Source organism: Rhodopirellula europaea 6C (assembly GCF_000338295.1).
In the GTDB taxonomy this organism is placed as follows: Bacteria; Planctomycetota; Planctomycetia; order Pirellulales; family Pirellulaceae; genus Rhodopirellula; species Rhodopirellula europaea.
On sequence record NZ_ANMO01000257.1, the window covers coordinates 77332 to 101789 of the forward strand.

Genomic DNA, 24458 nt, shown 5'->3' on the forward strand with positions numbered 1-24458 from the left:
CGAGTTGAAAACTGGGGCGATCCGCCGATCGCCGTGAGTTGCCAATCGCCGTGAGTTGCCAAGAAACGGGTGGTTGGGTAACAAAGTCGGAATTGCCGCGGTCGGCAATGAACCAGGTCAATCGTCGACCGCTGTCATCGCCACCGTTTTAGAACTCGTCGAGAAGGCGTCGTCGTTGAATTTCCCGTTGTTGTTTCGTTTTTTGGGAACGATCTGCCTGTTGATTGGCGGATCGATGGCGTTCAGCCTGCCATTTGCATTTCCGAGCGTTGCCGACCGAACACATTTGCCTCCCGCGACGGAATTTGAATCCGCCGCGGCGAGTGGTTTGTTGGCGAGCATGGCGATTTGCTTTTTCGTCGGAGCCTTCTTTCGTTTCCTGGGACGCGGTCATCGCGGAGGGGGAGAACTGTATCAGAAAGAAGCGATGGCGATCGTTGGGCTTTCGTGGGTCAGTGCGACGGTGCTCGGTGCCCTGCCCTATTACTTGAGCGGCACGATGATCGCGGAGGGTTCTCCGATCACGTTCATCGAAGCGATGTTTGAATCGCAGTCTGGTTTTAGCACGACGGGCGCGACGGTGCTGACTGATCTGGAAACACCCGAATTGGTTCCGCACTGCATTTTGTTTTGGCGGTCCTGGACGCACTTTTTGGGTGGGTTGGGGATCGTTGTTTTGTTCGTGGCGATCCTGGGACAAGGTTCGGCCGGCAAAGCGATGATGCGTGCCGAAATGCCGGGGCCCACCAAAGACGGCAGCATGCCTCGAATGCAGCACACCGCGTTGGTTTTTGCCGCGATCTATGTCGGGCTGAACATGTTGTTGACGTTCATCTACATGTTCGAAGGAATGAGTTCGTTCGATGCGCTCTGTCACGCATTCGGGACGATGGCGACAGGTGGGTTCAGCACATACAACCGATCGCTGGGTGGATTCGACAGCCCGTTGATTGAATACACGACGGTGCTGTTCATGATTCTCGCGGGGACCAACTTCACGCTGCTGTATCTGATGTTGTTGGACATTCCGCGACGACCGCTGACGGCCGCTCGTCGATTGTTTCAAGACGTCGAGTTTCGGACGTATGCGTTGGTGATCGGCGTGGTCACGCTGGGCGTCGTGATCTTCGGATTGCGAGCTGAAGACGAGGGGTTTGGAACGCTTGCCAAAGGCGTTCAAAATGGATTGTTTCAAGTGGTGTCAGTCATCACGACGACCGGCTATGGAACAGCCGACTTCGACGAGTGGAATAACTTTGGCCGCGGGATTTTGTTGTTGTTGATGTTCGTCGGCGGTTGTGCAGGCAGCACTGGCGGGGGAATGAAGGTGATTCGTCACGTTTTGTTCTACAAAATCCTGAGATTGGAGATTGAGCGCGCCCACCGTCCACGTGTTGTTCGGCCTTTGAGAGTGAGCGGTGTTGCCGTCGACGACCCTCAATTGGCACACAATATCCTGCTGTATTTTTGCATGGTGTTGGCCATTTTTGTGATGTCTTGGTTGGCGTTGATCACGTTTGAACCCAACTCGACTTGGGGTGTCGTGATGACGGATACGCCGCCCGAAGAAGTGATCGAGGAATCCGCCAAGGCGGGGAAATCGGGCGAGGAGATCGTGGTGGTGGATCATTCTCAGGCCGGCAAGAAGTTGTTGCACGGTACCTTGGATGAGAAGTTGCTTGACTGCGCGAGTGCGGTCGCGGCGACATTGAACAACATCGGACCGGGTTTGGGCGTCGTGGGTGCCACGCGGAACTACGCAGGGTTCAGCCAAGGTGCCAAGTTGTTGTTTGTATGGCTGATGATGCTGGGACGAGTCGAAATCTTCAGCGTGCTATTGCTATTTGTTCCGTCGTTTTGGCGAAGGGTGTGACACGATGACCACAACGAAATCAAACGCAATGCTCCGTTCCTTTGATCGTGATCCGGCTGCAATCATGAGGTTGGTTTTGGCTTTCGTTGTGACCGCGATCGCACTGCTTCAATGCCAGCAGGCGATTGCGCAGTCGGATGTTGGATCGGGGAAGCGTCGCGGTGTGCTGATTGAGTTCAAAGAGGACATCAATCCGCTGAGCGGAGCGTTGTTAAAACGCAAGTTCGAAGCAGCCGTGGAGTCGGACGCCGACGTGATCATCCTCGATATTCAATCTCCGGGTGGGTTCACCTCGGTGACGTTTGAGTTGATGGACATGGTGTTGGAAACCAAGGATGTCGAAACAGTCGCTTACATTGAAAAAGATGCCATCAGTGGCGCCGCTCTGCTTGCGCTATCAACCGACACGATTCTGATGCGTCCTGATGCACGGATGGGTGATGCAGGTGAAATCGTGATGGGCGAAGACGGCGCGTTTCGATACACACCAGCGAAGAGTCGCAGTGTGCTGGCCCAAAAAGTTCGCGACACTGCCGAAGCCACCGGACGCCCGCTCGCTTTGGCGGAGAAGATGACGGACAAGGACATGGTTGTTTATCAGGCGACCAATAACGAGACCGGCGAGAAGCGTTACCTGTCCGACAAGGACTTGGCATCGCGTGAGGATGCCGATCAATGGGAATTGAGTCCGCCCATCCGCGAGGCTGGCAAAGAGATGTTCTTCACGGTCAACGGTCGCCGTGGTGTTGAATTGGGGATGGTCGATCAAACCATCGAGGGCCGAGATGAGTTGGCGAAGGTGCTGAATCTGCAGGAACCAATCGTCGAGATGGAACGAAGTTGGACGGATACGTTGGTGTTCTTGCTCAACAGTCAGTTCGTCACGTTCTTGTTGCTGTTGATCGGGTTGGTTGCACTCGCGATTGAGTTGTCTGCACCCGGAATCGGCATCGGTGGTTTGACCAGTGTGCTGTGCTTTGGGTTGTTCTTCTGGGCACGTTTTTTGGGAGGAACATCGGGTTGGTTGGAAGTGATTTTGTTTCTGACGGGGATTCTTTTCATCGCCGCTGAGGTGTTTGTCATTCCTGGGTTCGGCGTCGCCGGAATCAGTGGATTGGCGTTGTCGCTCGGAGCATTGGTGATGGCTTCCCGGCGGTTTGCACTGCCCGAGAATGAAATTCAGTGGACATCGCTGGCAACCGACATGATGACGGTGATGGGCGCGTTCCTCGGTTTTTTGGTTTGCTTGGCCGTCATGGCGAAGTACCTCGGGGATATACCCGGATTGAGTCGATTGACCCTGCGCCCGCAAGTCATGGTGGCCGCCGATGGTGGTGCCAGTGCAACGCTGGTCAGTGGACCGGCATGGCAGCGAGTTGAGATCGGTGACACGGGGGCGGCGATGTCACCGTTGCGACCGAGCGGCAAGGTGCAGTTCGGCGATGATGCGGTCGATGTTGTCACGGAGGGAGACTACATCGATCCGGGGACCGAGGTTCGCGTGGTCAACAAGCAAGGAGCTCGGGTCACGGTTCGGAAAGTTTAAGCCCAGACGCGGGTTCGTTCTCGGGGTGAGTCGGCGCCCATTTTTCGTAGGTGCTCGCGACCCAGCTCGAGAGCAGGAACCAAGGGATCAACGCCGCCAACCAGGTCGACGTGATCTGGTTCGATGTCATTCGGGAAGCGAAGAACAGCAACCCGATCGCAACGGCCGCTTCGATCACCGGTTTGACCACCCCTTTGATCAGCAAGATGGTTTCGTTGCGAATGTCTTGCGGCAGAATCGCGTAGGCGGATGTCATGCCCGGATCGTAAAGCGATCGCTTCAGCACGGTCAGACCCTGTCCAAGAGTGAACAGCAGAATCAAAACCGCTTGGGATTGATTGATCAACGCGATGAGGCCAAGGACGCTGAGCAGCAGCGGGTAGGCACAAAGCGGCATTCCAATGCCAAACCGGTCGAGCAGCTTGGTCGCGACGGTGAACTGCACCAAGACAATCAAGATGTCGTTGATGGCGTAGAAGCCGGCGAAGTAGGTCAGCAGCTGGGCTTCGGCGAGCAGGTGATCACCCGCGATGACTTTCCATTGGTAGTCGACCATCGTGACCGCGAAAACGTTGAACGCGATGAGGCTGACCAAACCGTATCGATAGCGAAAAGCCGATGGGCTGGCCGGGATGTGTCTGATTGAACGAATCCCGTTGCGCTCCGATTTCTTCAATGAGCTGATTTCAGAGTGCGGTTTGATTTCGGAAGTGGCTTTCGCGGCAGATGCCTTGGGGATCCATCGCAGCAAGACAATCGTTGCGGCGTCCAAGCCGATGATGATCTTCAGCCAACTTGTGTCTTCAAGCGTGGAGGCTCCGAATCCCATCGCCGCTCCCATCGCGATTCCGGCGATCGGAGCACCGGCGGCAACTAGCACAAACGGCCGTTTGGAGGTTGACGATGCAAACGCATTGTTGACCAACGTCGTGGCATAAATCGTGTTGACGCAGCCCCTCACCTCCGCGATCACGTACAAAGCACCCAGCAATACAAACGAGTGGTGCTCGACCGAAATCATTACGCTCAGCCATCCAGTGATGGACGCCAGACCGATCCAGCTGCCGAAGACGCTGTAGCGAGCCGGGAAGCGTTGGTTGACCAAGTGAGTGATGGCGGAGACGGCGATCACGGTGACAGCGGATGCTGCAAGCGCGACCGGCAACGCATCGGATCCCATCCGCGCGATGAATAGGCTGACGCCCAGTGCCCTGGCAACCGAATAGGTTGCCGAGGTCAAGAAGGTGAACCCGATCAGGGGGATCAGCGTTAGGCGAGGCGGTTTCAAAACGGCAGTGAGCCTCAGTGAGCTGGCCTCGGTGAGTTGAAAGGGGCTGATCTATGTTAATCGCCCGTCCACCTCTCGTTGAGACCATTCGCTACGGCGGGTATTCATTCGACGCCCGCGAAGCCCCATAACTCGTCCTTCCTCGCAATCATCGATTATGAACGTACGCAGGGACGTAGTAGATAATGCGGTTGCGATGTTGGTATTGTCCAAAGTTGCTGTCCCAAGCTGGACGCAAGTTCGGGTTGCTTGCCCAGTAGGAAGCTTCCAATCGAGCTTGGCGTTGACGCGATGCTTCCAAAGCTCGGGCTTGACGCAGTTGCATCGCCATCGACGGCATTTCCTCCGCAGTCGAACCAGGTGCGTGAACGAGTTTGCGATCCGATGGGCTGTTCACCGGATCGGATCCTGCATCCGCAACGGCAGGCGTCATCGGCGGCAATGCTAGCCGCTCAGCATTCCGTTGCGGTGTGTCTCGCTGTGGCGATGCCGAAAAGAGATCGTCCAATCCCTGTGCCGAAGCAGCTGGGGCCAAGGTTGCACTGATCAACAAAGCAAACAGATATGGGACGGTCGATTTCATAGATAAACCCCGGCGAATGGACTGATTTCGGTGGTGGTATCGTCCTGCGGTTGATGCCGTCTGATTGGGGATCGGGCAAATCCCGCTAGTTCGGAAGGCCGCCGCGTGGCTGGAGCCGATTTTGATTGACCGAACGGACACGGGGGATTGCACTGTGAAAGCAGTCGTGACAGCTGCATCCATCGATGATTTTTGGGTAGGAAATTAGGTTTAGGCGGGTTGCAAGGGTCGACTAGTCGCCACGAATCGTCACTTGCGATGGAATCTTGCAACGACAGGGTGCATTTTGTGAACGTTTTGCTAATCTAGAGGTTGGAAACCGAATTCGGGTTGCCGAATCGATATCAAGTTGTCCCACCTTCTTCCTTCCCGAGTCACCATGATTCAACAAACTCTTCGTTGCGTATTCGCACTTGCATTGCTGGCCACGACCGTCGGTTGCCCACCGCCAGCTCCACCGGCTGATGTTGATGTCGATACCGACACCGCTCCAGTTGTCACCGACAACGCTACCGGCGCCGCTGAAATGCCTTCGGACAACGTGACTGGCACCGCAGAAACTCCCGAAGTAGAAGCTCCCGAAGCGGAAACTCCCTGAGTTTCTGATTCACTGGAATTGAAACCAGAGGAATGAATTTGGTCACACTCGACCAAGTTGATTTGAAAACACTCGCTCGGCTCGCGGACGCTTTTGTTCGTGAGCCGTTTGCGTTCCCGGTCTGCTTCGCTGTTACCGGAACGCTCGGTGCGGGCAAAACGCGATGGACGCAAGAGCTTGCCAGAGCCATGGGGCTGAACTCGTCAGAAGTGACCAGTCCCACCTTCACCTTGCTGCGAACCTACCACGCGGAACAGCACACGCTTCATCATGTGGATGCGTATCGTGTTGGTGATGAAGACGAATGGTGGGAACTGGGATTGGAAGAGTGTTACCAAGAACCCGGTTCATGGACGGTCATCGAATGGGCGGACCGGTTTGCTGATGCGATGCCGCCCGAAGCGATTTGGATGCAAATCGAAATCGTTGCTGACTCACCAGAGTCCGGGACTCGCGAAATTCAATTCCGTTGCGCTGACCCAGATCGTTGGAAATGGGTCGAGCGTGTTCTGAAACGTCTTCATGCAACTTCGTAAGCAACGCAGTGAGAACGTTGCTTCCGTGCTACTCACCGCGATGCCCTACAGCACGCCTTTGGTGCTTGGGATCGCATCGCTGCGAGGGTCGCTTTCAACGGCCATGCGGATCGCTCTCGCGGTGGCTTTGAAAACACATTCGCTGATGTGGTGCGCGTTGCTGCCGTGATGCAATAGAACGTGCAGGTTGCACTTCGCATTGACGGCGAACGATTGCCAAAAGTGTTCGACCAGTTCGCTGTCGAACGTTCCGATCTTGGACGCCGCGATGGGAGCGTTGTATTCAAACGCATAGCGTCCGCCCATGTCGACGGCCGACGTGACCAAGCACTCATCCATTGGCAGCGTGAAGTGACCGTAACGACGAACACCTGCGCGATCACCGAGGGCTTGATCGACAGCGGTGCCCAAAGCGATGCCGATGTCTTCGGCGGTGTGGTGATCATCGACATGCAAGTCGCCTTTAGCTTCCACGGTCAGGTCAATCAACGCGTGCTTTGCCAGCAGGTCCAGCATGTGGTCGAGGAATCCAATTCCCGAGTTGCGTTTCCCTGCGCCACTGCCATCCAGGTTGACCGCCAGCTTGATGTCCGTCTCGCCGGTTTTGCGTTCGAGGCTGACTTCGCGCGACGAGTTGGAATTGGAAGAGGTCATGTTGAGTCCGCTCGGGCGGGAAGGGAAAAGTTGAGAGACTGCATCGCGCGTTCGATCATTAGCAGGCACGCATCGATTTGGTCGTCCGTGCCAACACTGATCCGCAATCCGTCGCCCCAATCCGGGAAGTCCATGTATCGGATCAGGATCTGACTTTGTTTGAGGTACTGGTGAATTTCCGCGTGTTTTCCTTCGGGGTGACGGCACCACACGAAATTGGCGTGCGACGGTGTCACGTCGAACCCAAGTGCTCGCAAGCGATCGGTCATTCGTTCGCGGGTGACGTTCATCTTGGCGACGACATCGGCCAGCCAATCCTGGCAGCCCATCGCGGCGGTTGCGGCGGCAATCGAAATCGCGTCGCAGTTGTAGCTGTCCTTGATTTTCGTCAGTTCGGCGATCACGTGCGGTTGTGCGACCAAGAAGCCAAAGCGAATGCCAGCCAACCCGTATGACTTGCTGAGCGTTCGGGTGACGAAGATGTTTTCGTCGGATTGAACCAGGTCGAGACAGTTTTCTTCGGCGAAGTCCGCGTAGGCTTCATCGACGACTAACGGGCAGTTCAGCGAATTGGAAAGTTCAGCAATCTGAGTTTTGGAAACGATCGTTCCGCTGGGGCTGTTCGGATTGGGCAGCAGCACCAGTTTCAGGTCATCGCGATTTTCGCCAAACGATTGTGGCAGTTCCCAAGGTTCGTTGAACGGGACTTGTTCCCAGTTGGCACCTTGGATGTCGGCGAGCGTGCGGTACAGGATGTAGCTTGGGTAAGGCAGACGCAGCGATTCGCCCTCGCCCACAAAGCCGCGAACGAGCAGCGTCAGGATTTCGTCGCTGCCGTTTCCTGCCAGCACCCATTCTGGTCCGGGCAAACCCAGGGCGTCGGCGGCGGCTCTTCGGAAGGAAGTCGCCATCGGGTCGGGATAGCGATTCAGGGGGCCGGTCGCAGCGGATTGGATCGCAGAAACGACCGGGGCCGGAGGCGGGTAGGGATTCTCGTTCGTGTTGAGCTTGATGAATTTGCCCGGCGGAGGTTGTTCCCCCGGAACGTACGGTTTCATCTTGGAAAGCGCGGGACGGTATTGCAACGAATCAACTCGAAGAAGAATGTCAGAAGGGCCGACGATATGCGGTCATTGTAGTCATTTCACGACAACATCCCATTCCGGGCGAAGCCGAAATGGGATGTTGGGTTGGGCGTGGTGGAGTTTGATTGACCGCGAACGGGTCATCGAGGTTCACCGATTCGGAAAGAACGGTTGATTGAACGATGGTGAGCTGACAGCCGCGGGACGCTGTGCGCCAGATGGACGAGTGCTCGGGGTGTTCGGCGGATTCGTTGATGGAGGCGGAAGAGCGTCCTTCTTCTGGATGTCGCTGAGATTCCAACGTTTTCCGTTCAGGCCGTCGGAGGGATTCCAGCTGAGACCAGGAACAAACATCAGCGACGCGATGCTGGGGCCATTGATCGACGCGGTGCCCCATTCGGTTTCGACCGTGATGAGTTTGACGTCCGTTGCTCCGGTGATCGAATCGCCATTGAGCATCACGACAGTGGTCGTTGCATCGTTGGCGGATGCGAAACGGATGCCGGCAACTTCGGAGAGTGGAATGCTGGCGGTGCCGAACGAGGTCTGCATTTGCAGCTGGGTCGTGTCGGTCAGCGTGCCTTCGATTTTTGAATCGTTGACCAATCCAACCGTTACGCTGAGCGGCCGTGCCTTGGACGACGAGCCAGCGTCCTTTACCGGAGCTGCTTTGGTTGGTTCGGCTTTGGCGGGAGATGCCTTGGGAAGTTCCTCGTCTTGGGCGTGGGCCGAAACGGAAACCACTGCCAACGCGGCGGCCAACAGAAGGTGGAAACAACTGCGTTTCATCGGGAAAACTCCGAGAAGATTTGAGCGTAATGGAGCCCGCTCCCTCCACGGGTGCGGGCCAATCATAGGTTAACCGATCAGCGGAAGGAGAGAAGGCAGTCCGCCAGTCAAAACTGGCGGATTGCTCCGTTGATGATCGTCAAATCTGCCCATTTGGTGCGACCCGCCTGAACGCTGCAGTTGCATTCAGGTTGGCGGATTCACTCCGCGAGCAACCCATCCATCGTCGAAACGAGCGATTTGACCGCGTCGACACTGTTTTGGAAGGCCTTGGTTTCTTCGTCGGTCAGCGACAATTCGATGATGCGTTCCACACCACCGCTGCCAAGGACGACTGGGACGCCGACGTAGTAACCGCCCACGCCGTATTCGGATTCGCAGTATGCGGCGACAGGAATGACTCGCTTTTTGTCTTTGACGATCGCTTCGACCATTTGGGCACAGGCTGCGGCGGGAGCGTAGTAAGCGCTGCCGGTCTTCAGCAACGAAACGATCTCGGCTCCGCCCTTGCGAGTCCGGTCAACGATTTCGTCCAAGCGTTCTTTGGAGATCAGTTGTGTGACGGGGATGCCGCCGACGCTGGTGCAGCTTGGGATCGGAACCATCGTGTCGCCGTGGCCACCCATCAACAACGCGCTGATGTCTTCGACGCTGACGCCCAATTCCATTGCCAAGAACGTGCGGTAGCGAGCGGTGTCCAAAACGCCGGCTTGGCCGATGACTTTGGCAGGTTCGAAGCCGGTGACTTTGAACATCTGCTGAACCATCGCGTCGAGCGGGTTGCTGACAACGATGATCACTGCGTTAGGGCTGGTGGCTTTGATTTCTTCGGCAACGCTGGTCACGATTTTCGCGTTGGTGGCCAGCAAATCATCGCGGCTCATGCCAGGTTTGCGTGGCAAGCCAGCGGTAACGACGATCACATCGCTGTCGGCTGTGTCGGCGTAGTCGGTGGTGCCGACAATGTTCGAATCAAACCCCATGATCGGCGAGGCTTGCATCAGGTCCAGAGCCTTGCCGCGAGGCATGTCTTCGGTTCGGGGAATGTCCAGCAGGACGACATCGCCGAGTTCTCCGGCCGCGCACCAGTGAGCACAGGTGGCACCAACATTTCCGGCTCCGACAATGGTGATTTTAGCGCGACGCATGGGGACTCTTGGGGGTAAAGGAGAGCAGGGACGGGCGGGTGAATTGTCCGCTTATGGTGGCATCCATCGACGGAGCGTCAAGAGGGCGCTGGTGCGACGATTGTGACCACTCAAGCGGGTGATTTGGCGCCGCGGGGAACGTTGCAGTGTTCGCGAACGGTCGGTGGCTGAGATCGGTTGTGGCTTGTCCCAGCGGTGGGGTCCCCGAGGATTCGAATACCAAAGAGGGACGGTTGTGCCCGGGAGCGACGAGAGAGTATGTCGCGACCGCGAAAAGTCGCGGGAAGAAAAAAACGAAGCCAGTCTTGCTTCATGCAAGACTGGCTTCGCTCTGTTACCAATTCAAATTGTTACCCGACGCGAACAGTCCTTGTTGGCGACCGGAATTCAAGTTCATCAATGCACCTTGATTGCGTGAGAGAAATCAAGAAGCACCGTTGGGCAACATGAATGAAGGGAGTGACGTCCGTGTCAATCAAAGCAATGAAGCTAAGACGTGGAGTCCAAACCGTCTCCCATGAATCGTTCACAATCGTTGTGACGAACAAAAAAATGGCGAGGCCCTTCGCCATCATTCAGTCAATGGAAAATAGCCGAGTCAATCAAATGACGTCGGACGGCGGCCCCGCTTGCCAAGGGGAAACGTCGAAGAAAGTGTGGGGCGATCGGTGCTTGGCAGACTGTAGAGGAACTCTGGCAAACCGCATCGAACACACTCCGTGAGAAGAGACAAATCATCGACCACAATCGGTTGAACAGAACGTCCAATGCAACCGCCTCACAAGCGTGGTGAGGGGATCGAAGATGTGTGGGTCAAGCGAGCGAAAATTTGGCGTGGTGAACCATCAATGTCAACAACAAAGTCATCAAAAAATCATTCGCGTTGACCGGTCGATTGATTTGACATTGGAAATTGCGACTCGTTCGAGTGAAGTTTTTTTTGTCAACCAACTTCGAAAGCAACTCAACGCCATTCGTGATTGCGACGTCGCAACATCGACGATGCGAAGTGTCGTATGATGTGCGTTAACAGGTTTCCCTTTCTTGGTTGCGGACAGGTTGTTCCACGGATCAGCACGACGATGTCTCGTCATTGCCGCAACACCCGGTGTACGCAACGTGAACGAATTGAACGCGTCTTCCGATGTTGTGTCGGACGAATCTCAAACGCATTCGGATCCCGCATCATCGGGTGTCGATTCAGCCATTGATCCGGGTTACTGGTTCAGCGACGAGTACGTTTCGCGAATGCGGCAGACGCTTGGTCCGGATGCTTGTCGTGCGCTGTCAATCTATCCACTGCCAGAAGCGTTTTGTTTGTCAGTGATCGTGCCGGTCTACAACGAATGTTCGACCGTCCAGTCGGTGCTCAACTCGCTGCGCAACACCGGTCTGCCGATGCAGATCATCGTGGTCGATGACGGATCGAACGATGGATCAGGGGAAGCCCTTAAGCAGTTTCAGGATGAACATCAGGTCTCGTTGCTTCGCCATCCCGAAAATCGCGGCAAGGGTGCGGCGATACGCACCGCCATCGAAGTCGCACAGGGCGACGTTATTGTCATTCAAGATGCCGATAGCGAGTACGACCCAGGTGACTTTCGCGTGATGTTGCAACCGCTTTTGGCGGGTGAAGCCGACGTGGTTTACGGTACTCGATATGGCCATTGCGATCGTCAGGTTTCGCCGTGGTGGCACCAAGCCGTCAACGGCTTTCTGTCTTGGTTGGCCAGCGTTGCGATTGGTCCACGACTGAGTGACGTGGAGACGTGTTACAAGATGGCTCGCCGCGAAGATTTCTTGGACATTTTGCCGAAGCTGAAAGAGAACCGGTTCGGAATCGAGATCGAACTGACTGCGCGTTGGGCTCGCAAAAATTTGCGTTTCACGGAACGGCCGATTCGCTACCACCATCGTTGGTACGACGAAGGCAAAAAGATTGGGTGGCGTGATGGTGTCGCCGCCCTCGGGTGCATCTTCCGTTACGGATTGCTTCGCCGTTGAGCTTCATCTTTGAAGAGGCGCAGTGTCTGATCGTGACTCGCTGGCTGTTTGTGAATCGTTGTGGGTTTGCACGCGGATGCTGAGTCGGTGTCACTTTGCTGAGGTTGTGTCACCCGGACGGCGAGGGGTTTCCCGCAGTTTGTTTGATATTTGATGGCTGAACGGGCGGGCCGGAATGAGCTATCAAGTTTCACGATGTTTGGTTTCACGTTGATTCAGCCGCCGATGACGAGTTTCACGGTGGTTGAACCCACCGAAATCGTTCATTGAGCTGATGATTTCAAGCCTGTTTCGATCTGTTCTTTTGCGGGATGAGTTGAGTATGGTCGCAATCGTGAAACGGAGACTCGACGAGGTCTCAAAAGCCAATCGCAAGATTGTCTACAGCGGACACCAACCATGGTTGGCAAGGTACGCAATGCCTCGTTGAGTAAACGTTTTCGTTGACCCAACACATGCAGTGCGAAGGATTCGCCGAATGCACGAACGGACGATGCGAGCCGTGGCTCGAGGTTTGTTCGTTGCCTGCTGCGCGGGTCCGACCTGTGTGACTTTGCTCATCATCCTGGTGATGTGGTCGCCGTGGTATCACCGTCGTTGTGTTCTCGCGACCGAAGCGGCTCTGGCATTGCAGACCGGATTGGATGTTCGCATCGGTTCTTTGGAACGCATCAACCCGACGACTTGGCAGCTTGGTGATGTCCAACTGCGAGACAACGAGACGAAGCAATCGATCGGTCGGGTGCGAATTGTTTCATGGGTTCAAGAAGACAATCGAACCGTCGTGCGATTGAGCCAGCCGGAGATTCGAGCAGAGTTTCTCAATGACGTTTGGGATTTGGTTCATGACCGGTTCTTGTGCCGACCGGAACACACGTTGAATCCGATCCGTTTGGCGGCCGACGACCTGACCATTCAATCGGCTCATTCGCAGATCACCATTCGCGATTTGGATGGAACGATTCTGCCGGACGAGAAACAAGTCACCGCAATGCTGAGTTGCATGTTGGCGGGCGAGCGTCCCGACATCGAACCGATGGAAATTGAAATCACGCGGCGTCGCGACGAAGGCTTGCCTCGAACGACGGTTTCGTTGCGAACCGGCGAGCTCAACGCTCCGCTCGCGTGGTTGGCCGGCTATCACACCGCGTTTGAAAAGCTGGGCGGTGACGCGACGTTCCACGGAGCGGCAAAGCTTACTCAGGTGCCGAGCCGAGATCGTGGCGGGAACGCTGGTTTGGAGTGGATGTTGGATCTCAGCAGTGCCCGGATCGAAAACATCGACCTGGCGCGGATGACGGAATTCTTGCCTCATCGTTTGGCCGGCCAAGCATCCTTGCAATTGAATCGTTGCCAAATCGTGCCCGGTGGCATGGTCGATGTGGATGGTGTGATTCAAGTTGCTGGCGGTTATATCTCCGCTTCGTTGCTACCGCGATTGGCAGAGGATTTGGGATGCCAATTGACCACCGCGGTTCCGGAAGATTTTCAGTTTGACTTGATTGCCATCGACTTTGATTTGTACGACGGCAAGCTCGCGATGGAAGGCTTGTGCAACGGGCAACGCGGGTTCGAAAAGATGCCGCCGGGAACGATGTTGTGCGCCGGCGGCCAGCCGATTGTGGTGACCGGTCCACAGCAGATCGCGGCGACACAGTTGATGCGTCTCTTTGCGGCTCCTCACAGCGTGTCGGTTCCGGTGTCCGGGCAAACGCTGGAGATGCTTTGGTTGTTACAGCCGCCTCGTGGTCCGCTGACGTTGAACGATACCGTTGGCGGCATCCCGGGTGTGCCTCGTTTCGGCGAGTCGGGACATCCGGTGAATGAGGATCCGCCTCGGATCTCAGGTCGTATCAGCGGTTTTCAATCCGCTCCCGCGCCAAACGGCACGCCTCCGCAGCGTGCGTATTGGTGAGCAATGACGCCGGTCATTGCGTTGCCGGTGACAATCGCTTCAACGATGGGTCCGTTGCATTGCTGCCGAGGATCACTCGGTCAGCCAATGCATCGTTGCTGTTGATCGAGTCCACGTTTTGCGTGATCCGGTAGATCCCACCCAGGCAAGCCGCAGACACGATGAAGCAACATGCGGTCCAGTAAGGATGGTAGGCCGGTCCGTTGGCGGTGCTCAGGATCAGTTCGTTCAGAATCGGCAGGTCCAATTCCGCGACGCGTTGCAATGACACCGACAGTGCGTTGTTGCAAAAGTGAATCGCAATGCCTGGCAAGACGCTTCCGGTTCGAAGAGCAATCCAACCGAGAAGCAAACCCATGAAGGTGGCCGAGATCGATTGTTGAAGCACACCGTGCGAGATACCAAACATGAGCGCGGTGACCAGCACTGCACGCAATGGATGCCCGCCACGAACGAGTCCGCCAAAGATGAATCCGCGGAAAGTGATCTCTTCGCAAATCGCCGGGACGAACGCCATCAGCAGAATCACCGACGTCCAAGGGGCCGATGCAATTTGTTGCGTGAACGGCAGCATTGCTTCGGCGGCTTGATCGCTGAGCGGATACATCGTGCTGATCCATCCGGCCAGCTGGATGTAAAGCGGGTGCAGCATGACGCAAAGCACGCCGATGACTGGCCAAGTTTGCCAGCTAGGAAGGCTGAGCCGTAAGCTGGTGCGAAGTGACGTAGTCAGCATGATCGACATCAGCAAGGTCGGAGCCAAGATCAATCCAAGTTGTGGGATCAAGACCAACGTTGCGATTCCGGCCAGCGTGGTGGGCATCTCGGTCACGGCCAGTTTGCCAAAGAACAAACCAACCAGGACGACGGCACCACATCCAAACGCGACGGTGGGTGTGGCCGCCAGTTGACGGTCACGCCAAAGGTGTCGGAACCACGCACCGAGTTCCCATTGGTCGCCATCGCCGAACAAGACCGACTCGGATTCGAATTGGCGTCGAGCCCATTGGACCGCCATCCACAAACAGATGCCCGTGACCAACGCAACCGTTGGAACGTAGGTCAACGCTTCGAACATGTGTCCTTCGACCAATGTTCGAACCAACAAGAACATGCCGGTGACTGGGATCAAGCTGGTGCCAAGACTCAGCGTGGTTCCCGGCAACATGGGTAGCAGCACAAGCGGCAGGGTGAGCATCATCAAAGGCATCAGATAGTACTGCCCTTCCTTGCTGCTGCGAGCCATCGCGGCGACCGCGAGAGCCAACGCACTGAACAATGCAGACAAAGGAATGAGAGCGACGAAGAGCCACAGCATCGGAATCAACGGCGGCGTTCCCATCGATCCACCGGCGGGGCCGATCGCGATTTGATTGAAGACGAACGTGCTGGTGACCAGCATCGAGCAAGCATTCAAGATTGCAGTCATCATGCTGAACGACATGACAGCGCCCAGCTTTCCCCAAACGATTTCGCTTCGCAGGGTGGGGCTGCAGAGCAGTGTTTCCAAGGTGCCGCGTTCTTTCTCGCCCGCGACCAAGTCGATCGCCGGATAGAACGCGCCGGTCATCGCCCAAATCAGCATGATGAACGGAAGCAGTTTGCTCCAGAAAGCGGCTTCGCGAGTTCGTTCCGGTGCGATGTCGACGTCACGAACTTGAAATGGGTCCAATACCGAAAGCTCCATCCCAGCGGATGACAATCGATTGCGAACCCAGGTTCCTCGCCAGCGATTCAAAATCGATGCCATGCGTTCTCGGGCAACCAAGGATTGATCGGACGCAACGTTGTAGAAGAGTCCGATCGTGCCCTGTTCATTTGGATGCACCGGATTGGCGCCCGACAGTGGCGTCTCAAAGCAGATCACACAGTCATAGATGCCGTCGCGAACCCAGGTTTCGCTTCGTTTGCTGAGGTCGCCGGTGCGTTCGAGTTCGCTGGTGCGATAGGTCGTCACGTTTACATTGCGAACATCCTCGGAAACCGCATCGGCGAATCGATACTGCGGCAATGCCTTTACTGGTGCATCTGATTCCTCTTCAGCCTCCTTCTCAACGAGCAGTGGAGGGATGTCTCCAGTCGCGGCCGACTGAACATGTTCCATCCCGATCACACACACCGAGATCGGATGCTGTTGAGTGAACTGAGCGATCTGAAGAAGCAGCATCCCAACGATGGGATACAGCAAGATTGGAAGGACGATGATCGTGAATAGTGTTCGACGGTCCCGCAGTTGATCTCGCATCTCACGCGCGTAGATCAGTCCGATGGTTTCGAGTCGTGGTCGGTTGACTCGTGCGGCTCGTTCTCGTTTTTGTTTGGATGATTCGCTCATCGAACAACCTCCGTGGTGGCGAGCGTTTCAGTTGTGGTTTGGTAGTTGCCCGACATTAAATTTTGTTCGTTGGATTCTGCGGTTTCGTGCTCGCTGAGCAGTGAGAAGAACAGCTCTTCGAAGTTTTGTTCTTCGTGGCGGTCCACCAGTTCGTCCAGGGTGCCCGAGTCCAAAATCCGCCCGCGGTGCATGATCGCGATTCGATCGCACAACCTTTCAACTTCGCTCATGATGTGAGTGGAGAAGATCAGGCACTTTCCAGCTTCTCGCAATTCGCGAATCACTTCGAGCAAGTTGCGGGCGACCAGCACGTCCAGACCAAGAGTTGCTTCGTCAAAGATCAACACCGGTGGGTCATGCACCAAGGCTCTCGCGATGGAAACTTTTTGCTGCATGCCAGTGGACATTTTGCTGCCCGGCACGTCGCGAAATTCATTCATGCGAAGCTGGCTGAATAGCTTTTCAAGGCGATCATTCAGTTCGTCTCGTTGCATGCCATGAAGACGACCGAAGTAACCCACCATTTCCCATGCGGTCATTCGGTCGTAGATCGCCGTGTTGTTGCTGACAAATCCAATGCGGCGGCGAACTTCGGCTGGTTCGTGCGAGACGTCGTAGCCATCGATCGTTGCGATGCCCGAACTGGGACGCAGCACGGTCGACAAAATTCTCAACACGGTTGTCTTGCCAGCACCGTTTGGGCCAAGCAGTCCAAAGATTTCTCCGGGTTGGACACAAAACGAAATGTGGTCAACGGCCAAGAAACGTCCCCGGCGAAGATCTTCGTAGGCCTTCGTCAGGTGTTGGACATGAATCATGAGGTATCAGCCAGTCGCGGTTGCAAACGATCAATCGGAGGTCCGCGCACGGTTCATGCGGGTTCCTTTGGGAACCGTAACTCTCAGCTTGGCGCGAGGCGACGTTCCAGGGTGCGAATGCGTGCTGCAGAAGTCAAACCGATGACGCGATGAGCGGTTTGTTGGGGCTGGTCCGGTCAATCCGGTTGTGTCGGTGGACCGTTGGCTGGCGATTTGGCAAAGAATGCAAAGCGATTCGCAGTTGCCTTTGGTGCAGAACACCGCGTGGCCGCTTCGACAAAAAGTATCCGGCCCGAATTTCAATCGTGCCTTATTCGCTTCGCAGTACCAGTTGCTCGGTCTCGATGGAGACACAGATGCCTCCGGGGAAGTGGCCGCCATGGTCGATCCCGTCGTCAGCTTTGTCGGCCGGGGTGGCTCCGCTCGAAGTGTGCCAACTCGATCGATCGTTGATCAAACCGGAGAGACGTTGCCAGTGCTGCATCGTCATGGAACCGCGAGACCAACCGAGGCGGTCCCATGCCAGTTGGCTGGCCGCGACGATGACCGGTCGTTCGAACATCCAGTCGCAAGTGGTGTCTGTATCAACCGTTCCTCTTTCAGGATTGGTTGATTGCGACAATCGTTGAGTGCGAATGATCCAGCGGTCGTCGCTGAAATCCGTGAACGCTTCCAACCACCGCTCGGCCAGTCGCCTCATCATTTCGTTCAACTCGTGTTGCAGCGTCCCGGCACGATGAATTGCCTCGACCGCGTTTGGGTATCGGCTTTCGATCAACGGCAGAACGTCGTGGCGGATCCAGTTGCGGGTGTAGACGGTGTGCTGGTTGCTGGCGTCCTCCCGCCACGTTTGACCAATTTCGCGAAGGCCGGCTCGCAGGGTGCCGCGGCGAACTTGCAGGAGAGGCCTGCGAAGAACGATGTCGGTATTCAGTTCGGAAACCTCCGCGATTCCCGCCAATCCGAGCGGGCCGGTTCCGCGAATGAAATGGTGCAGCATCGTCTCGGCTTGATCGTCGGCCGAATGAGCCACGGCCACGTATCGGCACCCGTGTTGCTTGGCGGTTCGTTCGAAGAAATCTCGGCGGATCCCCCGAAGCGTTCGTTCATCGCTCGGCGGACCGGTTGTGGCAGACTCGCTCGGCTGAGCAACGTGATGAACGACGAGAGGCAGTTGCAATTGTTCGCAGAGCTGACGAACAAAAGCTTCGTCGGCATTTGATTCTTCACCGCGGAGCCCGTGATTGCAGTGTGCCACGACGAGCGGCGCAACGGGTTTTGCCGCGGCTTCGTTTGCCGGGGCCAATGCGTTGGACTCCTCCGCCCAGAGTTCCGCCAGCAGGCGAATCAATGCGACGCTATCGGCACCACCGCTGCATCCGACCAATGTGGCGATGTCCGACGATCGGCCGTGCCGGTTTGGCCACGTCGACCGAATCGCATGACGCAGGCGGTGCCAGTTGGGCGATTCGTTGGGGGTGGTTGGAAGCACGTCGCCGATCATTTGGTGGTTGGAAGCGTCGAAGGGGGCTCGTGTCCGTTTCCTGCGTCAGTTGGGTCGGTTACACTCGCGATTCCGTCTTAACACCACCGCTTTCAATCCCGTGCTTCGCATTGGACGTTTTGCTCATGTGGCTGATAATTTATCTGCTGTTCACTCGCTTAGCGACGGTTGGCGTCCCTTTTGCCAACCCAGTTTCGCTGCGATTATGTGTGATGCAAGGCGTCCTGCACCCGCTCGACCACTGGTGCACGCCTGGGATGAACAAGCGGCTTCGAGAATCTAATGAATCCGCAACTCGCCTCCACAATCCTCTATTGCCTATTCTTCTTTTTCCTCGGTATTGCCGCTGTTCTGGCCTTCATCCAGCGTCAGGCCGTCAAACGCCGAGAACGGCTTGATGCCGAAGCCGAAGCGGTTCTCGAATCCGCTCGGCGCGAAGCTGAAACAAGAGGCAATCAAATCATCGTCGACGCTCGCGAAAAAGCATTGGCTATCAAGGCTGAAGCGGATCGTGAAGTGGCGGCCATGCGCGAAACAGAACAAATCCGTGATCGCAAACTCGACGCTCGTGAAGACCAACTCGCGTCGGGACAAGAGTCGCTGCGCAAAGCTCAACGCGGTTTAGAAAGCAGCCAAACGCGACTGGCCGCGCAAATGCGGAATCTGACCGAGCAACGTGCCGAGCTGGATCGATTGGTCCAGGAAAGTCAGCGGTCACTCGAGAAGGTCAGCGGAATGACTCAGGAGGAAGCCGCCGAGAAGTTGATGCAATCGTTGCGTCAAGATCTGGAGCACGAGATCGGTTCGACGGTGCTCAAGCACCAACGAGAGTTGGGCCGACGTGTCGACGCTCAAGCTCGCGAAATGTTGCTGACCGCGATGCAGCGATACGCTTCGGTGCACACGGCGGACACCACGACCAGCACGGTTGGGGTGCCAACGGATGACATGAAAGGCCGCATCATCGGTCGCGAAGGCCGAAACATTCGCGCTTTTGAAAAAGCCACCGGTGTGGACCTGATCATTGACGACACTCCCGGTGTGGTCGTGGTCAGCGGCTTTGATCCGGTCCGCCGTGAGGTCGCTCGCATGTCGCTTGAGAAGCTGATCGCGGACGGTCGGATCCATCCTTCCAAAATTGAAGAGACGGTGGAACAAGCCGGCAAAGAGATCCAGGCGTTTATCTTGCAAAAGGGGCAAGAGGCGGCTGGCGAAGTGAATGTCTCAGGGCTTCACGATCGTGTGATCGAGATGCTCGGACGATTGCATTTCCGAACCTCGTACAGCCAAAACGTTTTGCGGCACAGCGTCGAAGTCGCGTTCTTGGCCGGCATGATGGCCGAAATGATTGGACTGGATGGCGATCTGGCACGTCGTTGTGGATTGCTTCACGACATTGGAAAGGCCGCGGACCACGAGCTCGAAGGTGGGCACCCGAAGATTGGTGCCGACTTGCTTCGTCGCAGCAAAGAGAACGATGAAGTGGTGCACGCGGCCAAGGGGCACCACGATGAAATCGTGACGGAGTTTCCCTACACGATGTTGGTCGCAACCGCGGATGCTTGCAGTGCGTCCCGGCCGGGGGCCCGTCGCGAATCGCTGGAACGCTACGTCAAGCGAATGGAAGAATTGGAATCGATCGCTCAGCGATTCGATGGTGTGCAACAGGCCTACGCGATCTCGGCCGGGCGTGAATTGCGAGTGATGGTCGGCAGCCAACAAGTCAGCGACGAACGAGCCGCCGCGATCTGTCGCGACATCGCATCGACCTTCGAAAAGGAACTGACCTACCCCGGTGAGATCAAAGTCACCGTGGTCCGCGAGGCTCGTTTTACCAACACAGCCAAGTAAGCCCTCGTGTTGCCGGCCCGTACGACTGACTTCCAAGTCCGTCGAAGTGATTCCTCACTCCTTTTCTGCTCGGCCTCTGACTTTCTTCGTCCCGGTAGGGAGGTCAGATGGTAGCCGAGGGTTGCTGCCTAGCATCATACCCCCGGAAAACATGTTTCGCAGTCCAGGCTGACGCCAATCGACTCATTCCAGAAGACTCCCGGCCGATCCGTTTCGACGGCCTCGGAAGGCCATCGTACGGTCTTTCGTCGTGTCCGGCGGCCTCGTTGGGCCACCTTACCTTCAGCTTGCCATGGGGATGATTTGGCTGAGGATGATCGTTGTGACCAAGCCTCCGACCGACAGTGTTGCCAACAGCGGTGTCCAGCTTCGAAGCGATTCGCTTTCGGTCAGTCCGCCCATTTTGGTGAACACCCAGAATCCACTGTCGTTCATCCAGCTTCCCATCAGCGATCCACTGCCGACGGCCGTCGCAACGTAGACCAAGTGAAACGGAGGTTGTTGTCCGCCCAGGATCGCGGCCATCATTCCGGCGCCGATGATCATGGCAACGGTGCTGCTGCCTTGGGCGACTTTCAAGACAGCCGAGATCGACCATGCGAGCAACAGGATCGCCAATCCGGCAGCTTCGCGGCCTTCAAAGAATTGTTGGATTGTGTCCGCGATGTTGGTCGCGCTGAGCATCGCCCCAAAGGCGCCCCCGGCGGCGGTGATCAAGATAATGACGCCGCCACTCATCAGCGATTCCTCGACATCAACGCCGACTTCTCGCCACGACAATTGACGGACGATTTTGAAGGTCAGAATTGCCGACAACGCTGCCAACAGCAGTGCGAAGTTTGGGTTGCTCCATAGACCCAGTGAATTGGCGGTCTTTCGCATCGAACTGTCCCAGCGATGGGCGGCGAGCAACTCTGGGTAGGCCGCATCCAAAAGAGCACGGTTCATTCGACGGCGATCAACCGGTTTCATTCGAAGTTGGTTGGCAGCCATCAATTTGCTGCTGACTTCGGGGATATCGACATCGTCAAAGGCGTCGGCATCATAGAAATCGGGATCAAGCAAAGCGTCGTTCATCGCGGCGACGAACAAGGCTTCTTGTTCAGGTGTGGTCGGTGGTGTCTTCAGCGTTTCGCGTTGCTCGTCGGTCAGTTTGGTGCTGCCGACCAACCGACCAGCGGGTGACATGGCGCTGGCGTCGGTGAATTTTTCGCTGAGCAGTTCGAAGCTCTCGATGTCAGCTGCGGTGATCGCGGCACGATCTTCTTTGTCGGCCAGCGTTGTGGCCAAGGTGCCTGCACCAATCAATGCGACTGGCAGAATGACTGGCAGCATCGAAGCCCAAAGCGACGGCAATTGTTCTTCGGCCAATGGTTCGTGCTTGTCTTCGTTGGCACCCAGCGGTCGCATCGGGACCGGCATCTTTTTGTCGACGATGATCGAAAACACGAGGCCGAGTATCGCCGATGGGATGGCGACGGCTGCACCGACGGCCATCATCATTCCGATGTCCACACCCAAAATCGCGGACACCAATAGCGGGCCGGGAGTTGGTGGAACCAAGGTGTGTGTGATGGCTCCGCCGGTGGCGATGGCCATCAGGTATCGCAGGTAGTTGGCCTGCGTTCGTTTGTGAAGGCTGCGAGCCAGCGGTACCAGAAGATAGAAAACGGTATCGAAGAAGACCGGCACAGCGAGAATGAAACCGCTGACCATCAGACCCAGCGAGGCTTTTTTTTCACCAGTGACACCGACCGCGGTGCGAACGATCCGGTCGGCTGAACCGCTGTCTAGCATGCACTTGCCGATGATCGCCGCCATGGCGATGACGATACCGACGCCACCCGCTGAACCTCCAAAGGCCGAGACGACGGCTTCCATCCGTGATCCCGCATCGGCTCCGGATTGGAATCCAACCAACAGGCTGACGAAAAGGGCTGAGATGATCAAAGCCAGGAAGGCGTTGAGTTTCAGCCCAATGATCATGGCCAAAACACTGACGATGCCTGCCAAAACCATCCAAATGGGAGTCATGGAAATGGATTCGGTGGCTTGTGAGCCAACCTCGGCGGCGGCCTCGGCAGCGTCAAGGTCGCCCGAGAAAATCACGAGCGAGAACAAACCCAAACAAGCGGCCAAGCGTTTCATCGCCGGCCCGTTATCCCAAGGCATCATCCGATTCGTTTCCAATGTCGATTGTGAAGACCAGAGTTTTGGGGGGCAGTGCGGTCTGTCCGCCCAACTTTCGGCCGCCGTGTCTTGCGATTCGTTTCCTACGATTCGACCGAACGCCAGATAGTAACAGAAACCATCGCAGAGTTTGGGTTTCGGGCGTCGTTCGCGCCGTTTCAGAGGATTGCTACCATGACCGGCATCACGGTTTTTGCTTTTGACGACCCGTTTTCTCTCCTTGTTGATCCAGCTATCGCTATGACCGATTTTCGAACCGAACGCGACTCGATGGGCGAAGTCCGCGTGCCGCAAAACGCTTACTACGGTGCCCAAACTCAACGCGCGGTCGAGAACTTTCCTGTCAGCGGCTGGCAGCTTCCGCCATCGATGATCGCCGCGATGGGACGCGTCAAATTGGCTTGCGGGATCGCCAACCGCGATCTCGGAAAGCTGACGGGATCGGGCAAGAACCCGCTCAGCGATGGTCAAGTCGAATCGATGTTGTCTGCCGCCAAAGAAGTGGCCGAGGGACAGTTGGCGGATCAGTTCCCCGTGGACGTGTTCCAAACTGGCAGCGGCACCAGCAGCAACATGAATATCAACGAAGTGCTGTCCAACCGCGCGATCGAAATCGATGGCGGTGACCGGATGGCCGAGGAAAAGTCGATCCACCCCAACGATCACATCAACATGGGGCAATCGACCAACGACACATTCCCCACCGCGATTCACGTTGCGGCGGCTTACGAAATCGAGAATCGTTTGCTGCCCGCTTTGCGCCGCATGCACGAATCGCTGACGGAAAAAGCTCAGGCCTGGGACAAGATCATCAAGATCGGACGAACTCACCTGATGGACGCGACGCCATTGCGTTTGGGGCAAGAGTTCGGCGGATTTGCTCGTCAAATCGAATTGTCGATCGCCCGAGCCGAGGCCGCCCGAGACGCGGTGCTGGAACTGCCAGTCGGTGGTACGGCGGTTGGCAGCGGCATCAACACGCACCCAGAATTTGGTGCTCGCGTCGCGGCCAGTTTGTCGGAGCAAACCGGCATCGCGTTCATCGAAGCGGTCAATCACTTCGAAGGCAACGCCAACCGCGATGGTTTGGTCGACTCACACGGTGGACTGAAATGCGTCGCTCAAACGTTGCTCGGTCTGGCGAACAATATTCGCTGGCTGGGAAGCGGGCCTCGTTGTGGTTTCTATGAAGTCAAATTGCCGACCCGCCAGCCGGGAAGCTCGATCATGCCCGGCAAGGTCAACCCGGTGATGTGCGAGTCGTTGATGCAAGTCGCCGCCCGCGTGATCGGCAACGACACCTGCATGACGGTCAGTGGCGGCTGCGGCGGCAACTTCCAACTCAACATCATGATGCCCGTGATGGCTCACACCATTTTGGAATCCATCGAGTTGCTGGCCGGTGGCGTGACCGCGTTCATCGATTTCTGCTTGGATGGCATGGAACCCAACGAAGAAGCTTGCGAAGCCTCGGTGGAGCAGAGTCTTTCGATGTGCACCAGCCTGAACCCGTTGATCGGCTACGAACAAGCCGCGGCGCTGGCCAAGGAAGCGTTCAAGTCCGGCCAAACGATTCGCGAGCTGTGCAAAGAAAAAGGAATCTTGGCCGACGACGTTCTGACCGAAGCGTTGGATCCTTGGAAAATGACCGAGCCACAAGCGTAGCTCCGATCTATCCAACCTGTAGCTCGGCGGTCCCGCCGAGAAGAACCAACAACCCAAGTACGATGGCCTCCCAAGG

18 protein-coding genes are annotated in these 24458 nt (G+C 56.5%); 8 read left to right on the forward strand and 10 right to left on the reverse strand.

Translation table 11 applies throughout. From position 1 onward, the window contains the following. The first annotated feature begins 73 nt into the window (after nt 1-73). A complete protein-coding gene (locus RE6C_RS27450) occupies nt 74-1873 on the forward strand; it encodes a TrkH family potassium uptake protein (RefSeq protein WP_008661940.1) in 1800 nt (599 codons plus the stop codon). Nucleotides 1874-1877: 4 nt separating this feature from the next. Beyond that, nucleotides 1878-3419, forward strand: a complete 1542-nt coding sequence (locus RE6C_RS27455) for an NfeD family protein (protein WP_008661943.1) — start codon at nt 1878-1880, stop codon at nt 3417-3419. Here the strand turns inward: RE6C_RS27455 and RE6C_RS27460 are convergent. Further along, entirely contained in the window at nt 3400-4659 is a 1260-nt protein-coding gene (locus tag RE6C_RS27460; protein WP_236618568.1) for a hypothetical protein, read from the reverse strand. The genes RE6C_RS27455 and RE6C_RS27460 overlap by 20 nt on opposite strands. Before the next feature lie 196 nt (nt 4660-4855). Then, nucleotides 4856-5290 (reverse strand): hypothetical protein, encoded by a 435-nt coding sequence (locus RE6C_RS27465; RefSeq protein WP_008661946.1) that lies wholly within the window; start codon nt 5288-5290, stop codon nt 4856-4858. A gap of 379 nt (nt 5291-5669) precedes the next feature. On the opposite strand from RE6C_RS27465, the gene RE6C_RS27470 reads away from it, so the two are divergent. Then, nucleotides 5670-5888 (forward strand): hypothetical protein, encoded by a 219-nt coding sequence (locus RE6C_RS27470; protein ID WP_008661947.1) that lies wholly within the window; start codon nt 5670-5672, stop codon nt 5886-5888. A gap of 32 nt (nt 5889-5920) precedes the next feature. Continuing rightward, entirely contained in the window at nt 5921-6424 is a 504-nt protein-coding gene (tsaE, locus tag RE6C_RS27475; RefSeq protein ID WP_008661948.1) for a tRNA (adenosine(37)-N6)-threonylcarbamoyltransferase complex ATPase subunit type 1 TsaE, read from the forward strand. A gap of 45 nt (nt 6425-6469) precedes the next feature. On the opposite strand, the gene hisB is transcribed toward tsaE, so the two are convergent. The 4 genes from hisB to mdh all read right to left on the reverse strand — a co-directional run bounded on the left by hisB (nt 6470) and on the right by mdh (nt 10100). Continuing rightward, nucleotides 6470-7078, reverse strand: a complete 609-nt coding sequence (hisB, locus tag RE6C_RS27480; protein ID WP_008661949.1) for an imidazoleglycerol-phosphate dehydratase HisB — start codon at nt 7076-7078, stop codon at nt 6470-6472. Further along, on the reverse strand, nt 7075-8163 hold the full coding sequence (hisC, locus tag RE6C_RS27485; RefSeq protein WP_008661951.1) for a histidinol-phosphate transaminase: 1089 nt from the start codon (nt 8161-8163) through the stop codon (nt 7075-7077). Before hisC ends, hisB begins: the two co-directional genes overlap by 4 nt. A 150-nt stretch (nt 8164-8313) precedes the next feature. Next, nucleotides 8314-8952, reverse strand: a complete 639-nt coding sequence (locus tag RE6C_RS27490; RefSeq protein ID WP_008661955.1) for a hypothetical protein — start codon at nt 8950-8952, stop codon at nt 8314-8316. A 200-nt stretch (nt 8953-9152) separates the two neighbouring features. Beyond that, on the reverse strand, nt 9153-10100 hold the full coding sequence (mdh, locus tag RE6C_RS27495) for a malate dehydrogenase (protein ID WP_008661957.1): 948 nt from the start codon (nt 10098-10100) through the stop codon (nt 9153-9155). A gap of 1119 nt (nt 10101-11219) precedes the next feature. On the opposite strand from mdh, the gene RE6C_RS27510 reads away from it, so the two are divergent. Both RE6C_RS27510 and RE6C_RS27515 read left to right on the forward strand, forming a co-directional pair. Beyond that, nucleotides 11220-12104, forward strand: a complete 885-nt coding sequence (locus tag RE6C_RS27510) for a glycosyltransferase family 2 protein (RefSeq protein WP_008661962.1) — start codon at nt 11220-11222, stop codon at nt 12102-12104. Between the two features lie 478 nt (nt 12105-12582). Continuing rightward, nucleotides 12583-14019, forward strand: coding sequence for a hypothetical protein (locus RE6C_RS27515; RefSeq protein WP_236615480.1), 1437 nt, complete (start codon nt 12583-12585; stop codon nt 14017-14019). A 13-nt stretch (nt 14020-14032) separates the two neighbouring features. Here the strand turns inward: RE6C_RS27515 and RE6C_RS27520 are convergent, their stop codons facing one another. The 3 genes from RE6C_RS27520 to tilS all read right to left on the reverse strand — a co-directional run bounded on the left by RE6C_RS27520 (nt 14033) and on the right by tilS (nt 18664). After that, nucleotides 14033-16354 carry an ABC transporter permease subunit/CPBP intramembrane protease gene (locus tag RE6C_RS27520; protein ID WP_008661965.1) on the reverse strand — a complete coding sequence of 774 codons (2322 nt, stop codon included), beginning with the start codon at nt 16352-16354 and terminating at the stop codon, nt 14033-14035. Beyond that, a complete protein-coding gene (locus RE6C_RS27525) occupies nt 16351-17172 on the reverse strand; it encodes an ATP-binding cassette domain-containing protein (RefSeq protein WP_008661967.1) in 822 nt (273 codons plus the stop codon). The genes RE6C_RS27520 and RE6C_RS27525 overlap by 4 nt, the downstream gene beginning before the upstream one ends. 310 nt (nt 17173-17482) lie before the next feature. Further along, a complete protein-coding gene (gene tilS, locus RE6C_RS27535) occupies nt 17483-18664 on the reverse strand; it encodes a tRNA lysidine(34) synthetase TilS (RefSeq protein WP_236618569.1) in 1182 nt (393 codons plus the stop codon). A gap of 294 nt (nt 18665-18958) precedes the next feature. Between tilS and rny the strand changes: the two genes are divergently transcribed. Continuing rightward, on the forward strand, nt 18959-20527 hold the full coding sequence (rny, locus tag RE6C_RS27540; RefSeq protein ID WP_007331426.1) for a ribonuclease Y: 1569 nt from the start codon (nt 18959-18961) through the stop codon (nt 20525-20527). Nucleotides 20528-20809: 282 nt separating this feature from the next. On the opposite strand, the gene RE6C_RS27545 is transcribed toward rny, so the two are convergent. Further along, nucleotides 20810-22702 carry a GntP family permease gene (locus RE6C_RS27545; RefSeq protein WP_008661974.1) on the reverse strand — a complete coding sequence of 631 codons (1893 nt, stop codon included), beginning with the start codon at nt 22700-22702 and terminating at the stop codon, nt 20810-20812. Nucleotides 22703-22957: 255 nt separating this feature from the next. Here RE6C_RS27545 and RE6C_RS27550 point away from each other — a divergent pair, with 255 nt between their 5' ends. Further along, entirely contained in the window at nt 22958-24382 is a 1425-nt protein-coding gene (locus RE6C_RS27550) for a class II fumarate hydratase (protein WP_011121489.1), read from the forward strand. Nucleotides 24383-24458 lie beyond the last annotated feature (76 nt).